Below are 14,134 nucleotides of genomic sequence, written 5' to 3' on the forward strand. Positions count from 1 at the left end.
CTTTTCATCAGTTTTGTTTCAATAATAATTGCAAGGCTTTTTTCATATAGCCTTCCGTATTCAAATCGAGATCTTTCAATTTCGGCTTCACTTTCGCTATTTCACGTTCAGAATAGCCAAGTGCGCCAAGCGCGAGCATCGCTTCTTCAAGCTCCACCTCGTCATGCGCCAACAAGCCATGCGCCACGTCGGTTTCGAACGGTTCGCCGAAAAACTCCGACAGCTTGCCTTTCAAATCGAGAATCATCTGGCGTGCCGTCTTTTTGCCGACGCCCGGGAATTTCACGAGATACGACTCGTCTTCCCGCTCAATCGCTTCAATGACGTGCTGCGGCTGCCCGCTTGCTAAAATCGCGAGCGCCCCTTTCGGCCCGATGCCGGATACCGAGATGAGCTTGCGGAACAATTCCCGCTGCTCAAGTGTCGGAAAACCGAACAGCAGATGTGCGTCTTCTCTTACGTGATAATGGACAAAGACTTGCAGTTCCTCTGTTCCAAATGAGTATGGATTCGGGGCAAAAATCTGCCAGCCGATCCCTTGCTGTTCCACTACTAAATATTCAGGCGTCACTCGTGTGACAACCCCTTTTATGTAATCGTACATGTACGTCGCCCCTTCAATTTAACCTATTGATTATAGCATATTTGTTCGCCTTATACGAAATAAACCCGTTTGGAAAATAGGCATGTTAAAATAGAAATAACATTTAAGAAAGCTGGGATTCCACTATGACAAAACTCTACGGCGAACAACGCCGGCAAATCCTTCTGGAAAAATTAAAATTCTCGAGTGATCCATTGACCGGCGGCGAGCTGGCGGCCTTCGCCGGCGTGTCGCGGCAAGTGATTGTCAGCGACATGACGCTCTTAAAAGCCCGCAATGAACCGATCATCGCGACGAGCCAAGGCTATCTGTATCTCCGCGAACGCGGCACCGAAACGATCAGCCGCCGCATCGCCTGCCGCCATCAGCCGGAAGAAACCGAACGTGAATTAAAAATTCTCGTTGCAGCAAGCGTCACCGTCAAAGATGTATCGGTCGAGCATCCGGTATACGGCGAATTGACAGCCGGCATCCATGTTTCAAATGAAAAAGAAGTCGAATCGTTCATGCAGCGCGTCCACGACACCGGAGCGAGTTTTTTGCTGGAGTTGACAGAAGGCACCCACCTGCACACGATTACCGCGCCAAACGTCGCAATGCTGGAAAGCGCGATAGCCGCCATGCGGGAAAACGGCTTTTTGCTGGAAGACAGCGAATAAAATATGTGAAAAAACCCTGAAACCGGATGGCGGTTTCAGGGTTTTTATTGGGTTAGAGCGTTTATGCGCGTTTGGCATTTTTTCTTTAATAAATAAGCTTTTCGCTGGCGAAAAGTTCCATAGTACTCTTAAAGAAAGCCATTCGCAGTAGCGAATGGCTTTTACGCTGTTAAGTTATTTAAATTCAAACCCTTGAATGCATGCTTTTCGCCTGCGAAAAGCGGACTTTCTATACTTAGTTTGCTGTTAAAAACTTTTATTTGCGTTTAGATTTTTTTATTTGCGCTCATTCGAATTTATTTGCGTTCAAAAAGTTTTATTTGCGTTCAGCGACTGTTTATTTGCGTTCACCATTTTTCGACACTCCTCCAGACAAAAAAATCCCGCAGCACGCATGCTGCGGAATTTCTTTACTCGCTTCGGTACGTAAAATACGAGCCCAGCGTCTTCACTTCACAGCCGATGGCGGCCAGCTCTTCGAACGCACCGCGCATCATTGTGTCGCTTTCATCTTCCAAAACGTCGATGATGAAGAAATAATTGCCGAGTCCGGTTTTCAACGGACGCGATTCGATTTTGCTTAAGTTCAGCTGTCGCCATGCAAACACAGACAGCACTTGATGAAGCACACCTGACCGGTCGTCTTTCGGCGGCGAAATCATCAAAGTCGTTTTGACTTGGCCTTCGTGATTCGCCACTTCCAGTTTATGATCGGTTTTCGACAGCACAAAAAAGCGTGTGTGGTTGAAATGGAAATCATGGATGTCCCGATGCAGAATCGTCAAACCATATTTCTGTGCCGAGAATTCATTGCCAATGGCCGCAATCGGGCGCTCCGGCAGTTCAGATACCATCTTCGCCGCCGCTGATGTTGAGCTGTATTGCTCAAGCGGTGTGTTTTTATATGTATAATATAAAAATTTATGGCTCTGTGCCAAAGCCTGCGGATGCGAATAAATCGCTTCGAATGAATCGGCATCGGCATTTTCCGGATGCACCAAAAAATGCTGCCCGATCGGCGAAAGCACTTCAGCCGTGACATATAATTGCACTTCATGGAACAGGTAATCAACCGTCAGCGAGACCGACCCTTCCAATGCATTTTCAATCGGCACGACAGCATAATCGACGCTGCCTTCCGCCACTGCTTCTATGCATTCCGGGATTGTTGCGAACGGAACTTGCTTGCCTTCCGGGAATACTCGGAGCGCCGCCAAATGAGTAAACGACGCTTCCGGCCCCAAATATGAAATACGGTTCTTAGCAGTTTGTCCAGCCATCCAACCACTCCTCTATTTATGATGATCCACTTGATACAACTTCAGCTGACTCGACAAAATCGAGTTTTTTCAACTGTTGCAGAAAAGTATCCAAATCCATTTCCATCGCCGTTACGTCCAAAGACAATGTCACATTGGCACGGCCTTGGATCGGAATCGTCTGATGGATGGTCAAAATATTACAGCGGGCTTCAGCAACTGTTTGAAGAAGTGTCGCAAGCGTGCCTGAGCGGTCTTCCAATTGCAGGAATACCGTCAGAATCCGCTCTCTGACGATTGAATGGAATGGAAATACCGCATCTCGATATTTATAAAACGCAGATCGTGACAGACCGGTCTTATTGACCGCATCCAAAATCGACATGCGGTCGCGCTGCAGAAGCCGTTTGACTTCAAGCGTCTTCACCATGGCCTCGGTCAAAACGTCCTCCCGCACCAAATAAAACCGTTGTTCCGATATATCCTTCATTCATCAGCCCTCCAGATAAAGTGAAACTAAGGCTAACAGGGGTTCAACTCCCTATTAGTCCATAAATTCGAATTCAAACTCAAGCAAACGGACCGTGTCGCCGTTTTCCGCTCCACGTTCGCGCAAAGCGTCATCAATGCCCATGCCGCGCATTTGGCGGGCAAATCGGCGAATCGAATCTTCCCGTGAGAAATCGGTCATTTTGAATAAACGCTCAATCGCATAGCCGCTCAATACAAACGCACCGTCCGGATCGCGTGTAATGTCGAATCCATCCGCATCCGATTCGTGTTTGTAAAGAACCGCGTTTTCTGATTCTTCGTCCACTTCGTCGATTAATGGGAATTCCGGCGTTACTTCCAATAGATCTGCAATCGCGAATAAAAGATTCGACAAACCTTGGCGGCTTAACGCAGAAATCGGGAAAATGCGTGCATCTTCCGGCATTTTCTTGCGGAATGCTTCCAAGTTTTCTTCCGCATCCGGCATGTCCATTTTATTGGCCACAATCAATTGCGGGCGTTCAGTTAGACGCATATTGTATTGTTTCAATTCTTCGTTGATCGTTACATAATCCTCGTACGGGTCGCGGCCTTCCATGCCGGACATATCAATAACGTGGATAATGACGCGTGTGCGTTCAATATGGCGCAGGAATTGATGGCCAAGCCCGACACCTTGGTGTGCGCCTTCAATCAATCCAGGTAAATCGGCCATAACGAAACTGCGCTGGTCATCTGTTTCCACCATGCCGAGATTCGGAACGATTGTCGTGAAATGATATTCTGCAATTTTCGGTTTTGCAGCGGAAACGACTGACAAAAGAGTCGACTTTCCGACACTCGGGAATCCGACTAAACCGGCATCCGCCAATACTTTCAGTTCCATAATGACATTGCGTTCAAATCCTGGTTCGCCTTTTTCCGACAGTTCCGGAGCCGGGTTTTGAGGAGTGGCAAAACGGGAGTTCCCGCGCCCTCCGCGTCCACCGCGTGCGATGACTGCTGTTTGGCCATGTTCCACCAAATCGGCAATCGTTTCACCCGTATCGGCATCTTTTACGACAGTGCCAGGCGGAACTTTGATGAACGTATCGGTCGCTTTCGCACCATGCTGGTTTTTGCTCATTCCGTGCGTACCACGGTCTGCTTTAAAAATCCGTTTGTAGCGGAAATCCATTAGCGTGCGCAAGCCTTCTTCAACGATAAATACGACATCGCCGCCCTTACCGCCGTCGCCGCCTGCAGGACCGCCATTTGGTACATATTTTTCGCGGCGGAACGCAACCATACCGTCCCCGCCGTCGCCACCTCTAACATAAACTTTTACGTGATCGACAAACATAATTATCCCTCCATCTGTGCGCGTACAGTCAGTTTCATACTGTCCGAATCGCACTCTTTTACTGCATATAAACCTGAAACTTCCGGAAACTCAATCTCCGTCCAATTTCCGTTCAATGTTATTTCCATCATCAATGACTCTTCCTCATTCGCTAACCTGACGCAACATTCATGCTCCGCATACGGGTCCATTTGCGGCAGCGCCGTCTTCACAAAAAGCTCTAGCAGACGGGTAAAAGCTGCATCCAGTTCCACCGGCGCCCGGTGTGCCAAACATTCCACTTGAAAACGAAACTCCGGATGCTGCCATTTTGCGAGCAGCAGCCATTCCTCTGTCAAGGGCATCTTCAAACCGGCAAGCCGGCTGAGATGCACAGCCGCTTCGGCATGCGAGCGAATAATCGCTTGAGCCTCTTCCTGCCGACCAAGATCCAAATACATATTGATCAACTGCAATTCATTCAAGAAGTCATGGCGCGCATGCCGCAGCGATTGTGCCACCGTTTTCGTTTCTTTCATAAGTCACGTCCCGTGTCAGCTTCTTTGATCCCGCGTAAACGGTCAGTTCGACCTCCGCTTTTCAGCGGAGTTCTACTGTCCATAAAAGCCCGATTGGATCAACTAGCCATCACCGGATAATGCCCGGTGATGGCAGTTTCTCTTTATCCCGCTTTAACGGTCAGTTCGACCTCCGCTTTTCCAGCGGAGATCTACTGCCCCTAAAAGCCCGATTGGATCAACTAGCCATCACCGGATAGTGCCCGGTGATGACAGTTTCTCTTTATCCCAGTATACCAATATTTCGTTGGAATTTCTCGAAAAAGAAAAAGGGCTGCAAGCGCAGCCCTTTTCGTTTTGTATTAAGCTTCTTGTGCTACAGGGTATACGCTCACTTTTTTTCTGTCGCGTCCGTAACGTTCGAAACGTACGATTCCGTCAACTTTTGCAAAAAGTGTATCGTCTCCACCGCGTCCTACGTTTTCGCCTGGGTAAATTTTAGTACCGCGTTGACGGTATAAAATTGAGCCGCCAGAAACGAGTTGGCCGTCTGCACGTTTTGCGCCAAGGCGTTTAGATTCTGAGTCACGTCCGTTTCTCGTTGAACCTACACCTTTTTTGGATGCAAAAAACTGAAGATCTAATCTTAACATTCTGTTCCACCTCCTAAGCTGTGAAGGTTATTTTGATATATTTTCCGTAATCATGTTCAATCGTTTTTAAGGAAACGATCATGGCACGCACAAGCAATTGAACTTGCTCTTCTGTTTTCTCATCAAGGCCTTCGGGAAACACGACTTTCAAAAAGCCGCTGCTTTCCTGCTGGATTTGGGGTTCGATTTTCGTCAGCTCCATAATGGCATTCACCGCTCCAAATGAGACAGCGGATGCTCCAGCACATACGAGGTCTTGCCCGTGTTCAGCAAAATCCGCATGACCCGACATTTCGAAAGACAAAATGCGGTTAGATGTTTCTTTTACGTTTACTCGTATCATTTCTTACAGGTTGATCGCGTCGACAGTCAATTTCGTGTATGGCTGACGATGACCTTGTTTTTTATGGTAGTTCTTTTTCGCTTTGTATTTGAAGACCGTGATTTTTTTCTGTTTGCCGTGTTTTTCAACTTTAGCTGTAACAGTAGCTCCTTCAACAAAAGGAACACCCACTTTAGCGTCTTCTCCACCTACGAATAAAACTTTGTCAAATGTGATTACGTCACCAGCTTCTCCGTTCAATTTCTCAACGTAGATCTCTTGGCCCGCTTCAACTTTGATTTGTTTACCACCAGTTTCAATAATTGCGTACATATCCTTGCACCTCCTCTTAGACTAAGACTCGCCTATTCAGGTGATCGCATTGCTGCAGATTCTTACATGACCTGATTCGAGCGGTTGTAGCACAGGTGCGCTACAAACATAACATTAGAATAATACCATATGCTCAGTGCTGCGTCAACTGATATTGAAAACTTGTTCGCATTATTCGCCAAGATGCGGAAATTTCAGTTTGAGGTGCGAAAACTCTAGTGTGAGGTGTGAAAAATTATTGCCGAGATGCGAAACTTCCGGACCCAGGTGCGTTCAGCGATAAATCCTCCCGAAATATGTCTGGAGCAGCTCTCTTCGCGGCACAACCCAGCGCTTTCCGCGTTCATTGCCCTGGAGTGCTGAGTTTTCAAGCAATCGGTACAATAAATACTTGTCTTCGACACCAAGTAAGCGGTAAGCGAAATGCGTCGGAAGCTCTTCGCCGAACAACACCGCATATTCCTGAAGCGTCACTTCATGCGCATCTTTGAAAAAGCCGCCGCATCCTGTGCAATGCCATTTCCTGCTGGCTCTTTCCAAAGACCGATTCCGACATTCGGGACAAGTGACGCCTAGCCGGATGGAATCTACCGTGATTTGATGACGCTCCAATAAATTTTTTTGAAAACTCTTTTTCGGCAATGATTTCAATTTGTGTTCAAGAGAGCGGCAATCAAAGAAATTTTCGCTATGCGCCAACTCTTCCAGATGAAACGGCAGATAATCCATCGATACAATCGGATATTTCTTCGGGCCTTCCACCACTCTTCCGGAACGGCTCGCCAGCACCATCACTCCTTGAACCGGAACGTCCAGAAATTTCCCCACTGCCTTAACAGCGCGATGCAATTGTGATTCTGGATTTCTCATCCCTTCCATGCGGCCTTCCATCATCCGATGAAATTGAAAATTGGCCGAATCAAAAAAGAACTCCCCTTTCATGTTTTTCACTTCAAGCACACAAATAAACGCTTTATGCAATAAAAGAATGTCGATTTGCGCGAAACCGTCTTTGTATGGCACTGATAAATCCGCCAGGAAAATCGGCGCTTCTTCCAAATCGAGCTCTCTTTTTAAAAGAGCAAGAGTGCGGGACTCTCCGCCCGCACCAGCAAGCGAGTTTTTCAAGTCGTTTGAAATCGGATGCCAGGATCGATGGACTTTCGGAATCCGCTCCACCAATATCATTTGGACCAGCACGTAATCGTTCAATAAGCACCTCCTAAGGTTTAAAAAAACCCCCGCATCTCTGCGGGAGCTAAGCTATCAGGATTTCGCGAAAATCGCTTTGATTTTTGAAAAGACGCCTTGGTTCTTTTTATCCATCGTCATCAGCGGCACGGATTCACCCAGAATCCGGCGGGCGATGTTGCGGTAGCCAAGAGCGGCACGGTTGGTCGGATCCATTACAACCGGCTCGCCGCGGTTCGAGCTTGAGATGACGGTTTCGTCATCAGCTACGATTCCCAGCAAGTCGATGGAAAGATGCGTCGTGATTTCATTGATATCCATTGAATCTCCGGCATTCATCAAATGCTGGCGAATGCGATTGATGATCAATTTCGGCGGTTCGATTCCTTCTTCAAGTTCCAAAAGGCCGATGATGCGGTCGGCGTCGCGCACTGCTGAAATTTCAGGAGTGGTTACGACAATTGCTTTGTCCGCACCAGCAACGGCATTTTTATAGCCTTGCTCGATACCTGCCGGGCAGTCGATGATGACGAAATCGTACTCTTTTTTCAGTTCAGTAACGAGTTCCTTCATCTGCTCCGGATTGATCGCGTTTTTATCTGTCGTCTGCGCAGCAGGCAGCAAATACAGCATATCATCAAAACGTTTATCTTTAACAAGCGCTTGATGCACTTTGCAGCGGCCATCGAGGACGTCCACCAAATCGTAAATGATCCGGTTTTCAAGCCCAAGAATAACATCTAAATTCCGTAAACCTATATCCGTATCGATCAAGCATACCTTTTTCCCTTGAAGAGCCAATGCAGTGCCGAGATTGGCGGTTGTCGTCGTCTTTCCGACGCCTCCCTTACCTGATGTAATCACTATTGCTTCTCCCACATTAGCTTCCTCCTTTAAACGTTGAAATTTCAGGCCGCAAGAATCGCAATTCCTGCAAACGGTCGATAATGATGCTGCCATTTTTATGTAAATAAGCACATTCCATTTCCGGCTGTTCCGATAAAACTGTCAACTCATCTGTCATGATTTCCAATTCGTCGTCGATCTGCAAATGCGTGGCTTCGAGCCACGAAGCGGCAATGACCGCTTCGCGGTTGCCATTCGCCCCGGCATGCGCGATGCCTTTCAAACGGCCCAATACATAAATATTGCCACCGGCGACGACGCGGCCGTTCGGATTGACATCCCCGACAACGACGAGGTCGCCTTCCGCTTTGACGATTTGGCCAGAGCGTACGATGCCGACATACGTTTCGGACTGGCGCTCCAGAATACGGCGATTGCTTTCTTCAACCGTAATCACCTCGCTTTTCACGCTGATGACGCGCAACTCCGTGTCTTTTTGCGTGATGTTGGTAATTTCTTTGATTTGGGCTTCCGTGCAATACCGGTTGCCAAGGTTAATCTGTACTTCTGCACTGCCTTCAAGCGCAGGGTCCGACACCTTTGCCTGCAGCTCTTTTAGCAGATCGGTGTAAGAACACTGGTCGTCGAGCTGCAGCACAAGCCCCTGTTTCGTCCCTTTGATATAGACAAGATTCTTCAAAAATGTGTCACCTGCGCTTCCATTATAATAAATTAAAACTTGAACCACCAAGTTTTACCGCTTTTAAATAGTTATCCGTTAAAGCGTGATAAACTCGGATTTTTCCGCCGCGCTTCAAACCGGCCGACAATCATCGATCTGAATGCCCAGCCAAGAATGACCAAAAACATCGAGTTCGCAATCATCGTCGGCATCAGCCGTGTATCGAAAAATGTGCCTATCGGAATCGACGTCAACGAGATCAAGGAGAAAAACTGATACAGGATAAATTCAAATGCAGCAGTCAATACCAAGGTCACCATCGTTGTGATGTATAAATTCCGTTGCAGGTTTTTCACGATGTATCCAGCCAGCACACAAATCGCCGGATACAAAAAAGAATATAGACCAATTATATCGATGAAAAAGACATCATACAAGAGGCCGAAAAATAATCCGTAAAACATTGCGTGTTTTGTGTCGAAATAAACCGACACAAAAATCAAAAACATAATCAGAAAACGGGGGACGACATAATAATATTCCCCGCCGATCTGTAATGGCGAAAACAAGCCGAATACCGGTTCCAAGTAAAACAGGAAAAGCCCGATCAACGGAATCAGAAATCTCATCATGATTCCTCATCTCCGACTTCTCCATTATCTTCCCCATCTACTTCCGGTAAAACCCGATCCGCAATCACGACATGATTCAGCAGCGAAAAATCAGCCGCCGGTTTAACATACACCAGCTTCGTCAAACCGAATTCATCAATGGCGATTTCCGTAATTTCCCCGATGACGATGCCTTTCGGGAAAATGCCGCCGAGTCCGCTCGAAATGACTTGCTGGCCAACTTTCAAGTCGATATCCGCATCAATCCGTTTCAGCAGCAATTCGCGGCGTTCCACGTCATAGCCTTCGATCAAGCCGAAAACATCTTTTTTGCCGCCGATCACCATGGCCGATACCCGGTAATTCGGATTCTGAGTCGAAATCAATTCAACAGTGGAAGTGAACGGCGTAGTCAGGACCACTTTGCCGATAAGGCCTTGAGCAGTCATAACAGCCATATTTTCCTTGACCCCGTTCGTCGATCCTTCATTGATGATGATTTTCTCTTCCCATTGATCCGGATTGCGGGCAATGACGGTGGCATGGATCGGGTTGTAGCTGCGCAAATCTTCTTCTTTGCCGACGAGCGCTTTCAGTTCGTCGTTCTCAGAACGCAGATTGGTCGCTTCCGCTTGCACGCTTGCAAACTCTTCTAAACGCGATTTCAAATACTTATTTTCTTCATATGTATTTAAAAGAGAATCTACGCTGTCAAAAATCCCAGTGACGAAATGAGCGGGCCCGGAAAAGATCATTTGGCCGGCTCCGACGCCATCCTTGATAATTTGCTCCGGCAGCGACACATTGTCGCGGTCCCGGAGAGAAAAAGAAATTAAAGCAACAAGCAGGATGACGCCCAACAGCAGCAAAATAAGCCGCTTGTTTGTAAAAAAATGGAACATTACGGCAATCCTCCTTATTTATGTGATTGCTGGCGTCGAACCTGTTCTATATTATCTAAAGCTTTACCAGTTCCAATCGCTACGCAGTCCAGTGGATTTTCTGCGATGATCACTGGCATACCCGTTTCATCCGCAATCACTTTGTCCAGGTTCTTAAGCAAAGCTCCGCCTCCTGTTAACACGATGCCGCGCTCCATGACATCCGCTGACAGTTCAGGCGGCGTCTTTTCAAGCGTGGATTTGATGGCATCCATAATCGATTCAATCGCTTCTTTCAGCGCTTCAGAGATTTCTGCTGCATTGATTTCAATCGTTTTCGGCAGCCCAGTAAGCATATCACGTCCACGGATTTCCATTTTAGCATTTTTCTCTTCTTCTGTTACAGTGCTGGCAGAACCAATTTCCATTTTAATCGCTTCTGCTGTCCGTTCGCCGATCATGACGTTATATGTTTTGCGGATATGCTGGGTAACCGCAATATCCAGTGCATCCCCAGCAACGCGGACAGACTGGCTAGAGACAATTCCGCCAAGTGAAATGACGGCCACTTCAGTCGTTCCGCCACCAATATCGACGACCATACTGCCGGTAGGTTCCCAAACAGGCAGATTTGCGCCGATTGCAGCTGCAAACGGCTCTTCAATAGTATAAGCTTCGCGGGCTCCAGCCTGGCGAGCGGCATTAATGATAGCACGGCTTTCCACAGAAGTGATGCCATAAGGCACACAAATCATGATGTTCGGTTTTTGCCAGTTGCGGCCGGACGTTTTCAGCGCTTCCTGCAAATAGTATTGGATCATCGCTGCAGTCGTATCGAAATCAGCGATTACCCCCTCTTTCATCGGACGGATCGCGACGATTGACCCAGGTGTGCGGCCCATCATTTTGCGTGCTTCGTTCCCGACTGCAAGGATCTCACCCGTAATGGTGTTCTTAACAACAACAGACGGTTCACGAAGAACAATCCCTTTATCTTTAATAAAAACCAGCGTATTAGCCGTACCTAAATCTATACCTACATCTTTCGATCCAATTCCAAACACGTAAATTCTTCCCTTCTTTATATGCCAAAGTGCCATAGAGTCAATACAATACCTTTCATTATAGCCGAAATGAAGAAAAAGTAACAGTCCTACATAAATCCCTTTTCGTTCAAGGAAGTGAACTGATGGTCGCCTATAATTATATGATCCAATAGCTCTATGCCGATGATGCTTCCCGCTTCCATCAAACGCTTGGTAACAGCGATGTCTTCAGGGGATGGTGCCGGGTTGCCGGACGGGTGATTGTGGGCACAGACTATTGACGCAGAAGAGCGCCTCACCGCTTCCCGGAAAATTTCGCGCGGATGGACGATGCTGGCGTTCAAACTGCCGACAAATATGGTCTGTTTATGCATGACCTGGTTTTTGATATTGAGGAACAGCACGACGAAATGTTCCTGTTTAAGCGAAGTCATATCCGCCATCAAATACGAAGCGGCATCTTTCGGGGAACGGATGGTGAATTTCGTATCGGTTTGTTTCGAGGACAAGCGCCGGCCAAGTTCAACCGCAGCGAGGAGCTGCACCGCTTTTGCTTGGCCGATGCCTTTGATGGAAGTCATTTCCTCAATCGTCGCGTCTTTCAATCCCTGGATCTGTTCAAAATAAGTCAGGACCCGGTTCGCCAAATGCAAAACGGATTCCTGTTTCGTGCCGGTGCGCAGCAAAATCGCGATGAGCTCCTGGTTCGATAAGCTCATCGCGCCTTGGTTGACCAGCCGCTCTCTCGGGCGGTCAGCGGCATGGACGTCCCGGATCATCAATGCCTGTTCAATCTGCATGGACGCGGCTCCCTTCTAAAACAACATAACCCGACAGCACCAGCTTTTGCGTCAGACTCGCAATCGGCAAACCGACGACCGTATTGTAATCGCCGTCAATTTTTCTGACGAATAAGCCGGACATTGTCTGGATGCCGTATGCGCCCGCTTTATCGTACGGGTCATCGGTGCTGGTATAAGCCTCGATCCAGTCTTCAGGCAAGTCGTAGAACGTCACACGGGTCATTTCATGGAACGACTGCTCGCTGTTCCCTTTCATAATCGTAATCGCTGTGATGACGTCGTGCGTCTGGCCCGACAGGCGGCGGAGATATTCCTGTGCTTGCTGTTTGTTCTGCGGCTTGCGCAAAATCTCACCGTCCAGCACGACGACCGTATCCGAGCCGATGACGACCGCTTCTGGATGTGTTTTCGCGACATCTTTTGCTTTTTGCATGGCGCATTCAATAACGTAGCCCATTGCCGTCTGGAACTCGGACGGGTCCGGCTCTTCTTTCAAACTCGGGATGATCGAAAAGCCGATTCCGATGCCTTCCAATAATTCTTTTCTGCGCGGTGATGCTGAAGCCAGGATGACCGGATGAGTGGCTTTGAATTTCATAACTAAATTCCTCCCTTTTTTAGCATCATACCCAAAATCCAAAAAGATGAAAATTGTAGGCAAATTCGCAAAAATTATTTTTGCCGGGAAATGTGGATATCAAAAATGAGATTTGGTGTTGGTTTTCTCCGAGAAGCGATTAGCTGCACCGTTCAAATTAATATTTTAATGAAATATTGTTTGTAAAGTAAGTGCTTTAAAATCGAATTCGCTCCAGGCGGACGCTTTCCGCGGGAGGCCCGCGAGCCTCCTCGAGCTTCGCTCTCCGGGGTCTCGCCTGGACCTCTTTTCCCGCTGGAGTCGCCGCCTTCTGCTAATTCAATAGGTTATCTGTTTGTATATCGCAAATAAAATTTAATCTACTCTTAATCATTTCCACTTTGGATCAAATCAAAAAGAATATGTATCTTGATCAAACTAGATAAAGGAAATTACAGATGCATGCAAAGCCTGACATGAAATTTTTAATCAATAAAAAAAGATGAAGCCATTAGCTTCATCCCCAGAAATTCATATACCAATTCAATAACGCGTCGCCCCAAAAATAAGTGATGACAGCACCAAGCGCAATCGACGGACCGAATGGCACCGGCGTTTTGCGGTCTTGATTGTTGATGCGCAGTTGGACGATTCCAGCAATCGCTCCGATGAGTGAAGCGAAGAACAAGGTCATTAACGTTCCGCTCGTCCCGAGCACTAAGCCGATGACGAAAAACAATTTGATGTCGCCCCCGCCCATGCCGCCTTTGGAAACAATGGCAATTAACAACAAAATTCCGAATCCGACAGCCGCTCCGAGCAATGCATCCCACCACGGATCAAGCGGGATGAACAACCGCAACGCGAGCAGCACAATACCGACCGGCAAAAGCACTTTATCCGGAATCAGCATATAGGCAATGTCCGAAACCGTGATGATGACCAGCAGCGATACGAAAATCAGCGCGACGATCAGTTCAGGCGTAAAGCCCAACTGCCAAAACGAAATGGCGAATAAAGCAGCGGTGATTGCTTCCATCAACGGATAAATCCAGTGGATCTTTTCGCCGCATGAGCGGCAGCGCCCTCTTAAAAATAAATAAGAAAATACCGGCACCAAGTCGAGCGCCGTCAGCTGGCGGTCGCATTTCGTGCAATGGGAAGGCGGAAACGCGATGGATTCGTTTTTCGGCACGCGCAGTCCGACTACATTATAGAACGAGCCGAACACAAGCCCGAAGATTGAAAAGAAAGTTGCATAAGTAATAAACATAGAAACCCTTCTTCACTTTTAAATTTTTATAACAAAAGGAGAAATCACAATGATTTCTCCTTG

The 14,134-nt window shown here is 47.5% G+C and carries 18 protein-coding genes and 1 other annotated feature; of the genes, 1 reads left to right on the forward strand and 17 read right to left on the reverse strand.

Annotation, left to right across the window (positions count from 1 at the left end):
- Positions 1 to 7: 7 nt before the first annotated feature.
- Positions 8 to 604 (reverse strand): Holliday junction branch migration protein RuvA, encoded by a 597-nt coding sequence (ruvA, locus tag ACSFXN_RS08500; RefSeq protein WP_437149693.1) that lies wholly within the window; start codon positions 602 to 604, stop codon positions 8 to 10.
- A 125-nt stretch (positions 605 to 729) separates the two neighbouring features.
- On the opposite strand from ruvA, the gene ACSFXN_RS08505 reads away from it, so the two are divergent.
- Positions 730 to 1,263 (forward strand): transcription repressor NadR, encoded by a 534-nt coding sequence (locus ACSFXN_RS08505; protein ID WP_437149694.1) that lies wholly within the window; start codon positions 730 to 732, stop codon positions 1,261 to 1,263.
- A 410-nt stretch (positions 1,264 to 1,673) separates the two neighbouring features.
- On the opposite strand, the gene pheA is transcribed toward ACSFXN_RS08505, so the two are convergent.
- The 16 genes from pheA to ACSFXN_RS08585 all read right to left on the reverse strand — a co-directional run bounded on the left by pheA (position 1,674) and on the right by ACSFXN_RS08585 (position 14,071).
- Positions 1,674 to 2,543, reverse strand: coding sequence for a prephenate dehydratase (gene pheA / locus ACSFXN_RS08510; protein ID WP_437149695.1), 870 nt, complete (start codon positions 2,541 to 2,543; stop codon positions 1,674 to 1,676).
- A 16-nt stretch (positions 2,544 to 2,559) separates the two neighbouring features.
- On the reverse strand, positions 2,560 to 3,012 hold the full coding sequence (locus ACSFXN_RS08515; RefSeq protein ID WP_437149696.1) for an ACT domain-containing protein: 453 nt from the start codon (positions 3,010 to 3,012) through the stop codon (positions 2,560 to 2,562).
- A 54-nt stretch (positions 3,013 to 3,066) separates the two neighbouring features.
- A complete protein-coding gene (obgE, locus tag ACSFXN_RS08520; protein WP_437149697.1) occupies positions 3,067 to 4,356 on the reverse strand; it encodes a GTPase ObgE in 1,290 nt (429 codons plus the stop codon).
- Between the two features lie 2 nt (positions 4,357 to 4,358).
- A complete protein-coding gene (locus ACSFXN_RS08525; RefSeq protein WP_437149698.1) occupies positions 4,359 to 4,874 on the reverse strand; it encodes a Spo0B domain-containing protein in 516 nt (171 codons plus the stop codon).
- A gap of 341 nt (positions 4,875 to 5,215) precedes the next feature.
- Positions 5,216 to 5,506 carry a 50S ribosomal protein L27 gene (rpmA, locus tag ACSFXN_RS08530; protein WP_204890370.1) on the reverse strand — a complete coding sequence of 97 codons (291 nt, stop codon included), beginning with the start codon at positions 5,504 to 5,506 and terminating at the stop codon, positions 5,216 to 5,218.
- Positions 5,507 to 5,519: 13 nt separating this feature from the next.
- Complete coding sequence (locus ACSFXN_RS08535; RefSeq protein ID WP_300992471.1) at positions 5,520 to 5,849, reverse strand: ribosomal-processing cysteine protease Prp; 330 nt, start codon at positions 5,847 to 5,849, stop codon at positions 5,520 to 5,522.
- A 3-nt stretch (positions 5,850 to 5,852) separates the two neighbouring features.
- A complete protein-coding gene (rplU, locus tag ACSFXN_RS08540) occupies positions 5,853 to 6,161 on the reverse strand; it encodes a 50S ribosomal protein L21 (protein WP_300992469.1) in 309 nt (102 codons plus the stop codon).
- A gap of 14 nt (positions 6,162 to 6,175) precedes the next feature.
- Positions 6,176 to 6,257 (reverse strand) — a sequence feature (ribosomal protein L21 leader region).
- A gap of 177 nt (positions 6,258 to 6,434) precedes the next feature.
- Positions 6,435 to 7,373: a nuclease-related domain-containing protein gene (locus ACSFXN_RS08545; protein WP_437149699.1), complete on the reverse strand. Its 939-nt coding sequence runs from the start codon at positions 7,371 to 7,373 to the stop codon at positions 6,435 to 6,437.
- Between the two features lie 54 nt (positions 7,374 to 7,427).
- Complete coding sequence (gene minD, locus ACSFXN_RS08550; RefSeq protein ID WP_300992467.1) at positions 7,428 to 8,231, reverse strand: septum site-determining protein MinD; 804 nt, start codon at positions 8,229 to 8,231, stop codon at positions 7,428 to 7,430.
- 1 nt (position 8,232) lies between these two features.
- Positions 8,233 to 8,898, reverse strand: coding sequence for a septum site-determining protein MinC (minC, locus tag ACSFXN_RS08555; RefSeq protein WP_437149700.1), 666 nt, complete (start codon positions 8,896 to 8,898; stop codon positions 8,233 to 8,235).
- Positions 8,899 to 8,969: 71 nt separating this feature from the next.
- A complete protein-coding gene (mreD, locus tag ACSFXN_RS08560) occupies positions 8,970 to 9,512 on the reverse strand; it encodes a rod shape-determining protein MreD (RefSeq protein ID WP_300992464.1) in 543 nt (180 codons plus the stop codon).
- The gene (gene mreC, locus ACSFXN_RS08565; protein WP_437149701.1) at positions 9,509 to 10,393 is read right to left on the reverse strand and encodes a rod shape-determining protein MreC; all 885 of its coding nucleotides are present in this window, start codon (positions 10,391 to 10,393) and stop codon (positions 9,509 to 9,511) included. Before mreC ends, mreD begins: the two co-directional genes overlap by 4 nt.
- 14 nt (positions 10,394 to 10,407) lie before the next feature.
- The gene (locus ACSFXN_RS08570) at positions 10,408 to 11,436 is read right to left on the reverse strand and encodes a rod shape-determining protein (protein WP_437149702.1); all 1,029 of its coding nucleotides are present in this window, start codon (positions 11,434 to 11,436) and stop codon (positions 10,408 to 10,410) included.
- 89 nt (positions 11,437 to 11,525) lie between these two features.
- Positions 11,526 to 12,218, reverse strand: a complete 693-nt coding sequence (gene radC / locus ACSFXN_RS08575; RefSeq protein ID WP_437149703.1) for a RadC family protein — start codon at positions 12,216 to 12,218, stop codon at positions 11,526 to 11,528.
- Positions 12,208 to 12,819, reverse strand: coding sequence for a Maf family protein (locus ACSFXN_RS08580; protein ID WP_437149704.1), 612 nt, complete (start codon positions 12,817 to 12,819; stop codon positions 12,208 to 12,210). The genes radC and ACSFXN_RS08580 overlap by 11 nt, the downstream gene beginning before the upstream one ends.
- 496 nt (positions 12,820 to 13,315) lie before the next feature.
- Positions 13,316 to 14,071, reverse strand: a complete 756-nt coding sequence (locus ACSFXN_RS08585) for a prepilin peptidase (protein ID WP_437149705.1) — start codon at positions 14,069 to 14,071, stop codon at positions 13,316 to 13,318.
- Between the last annotated feature and the right edge of the window lie 63 nt (positions 14,072 to 14,134).

Source organism: Planococcus sp. 1R117A, assembly GCF_051417975.1.
GTDB lineage: Bacteria > Bacillota > Bacilli > Bacillales_A > Planococcaceae > Planococcus > Planococcus shenhongbingii.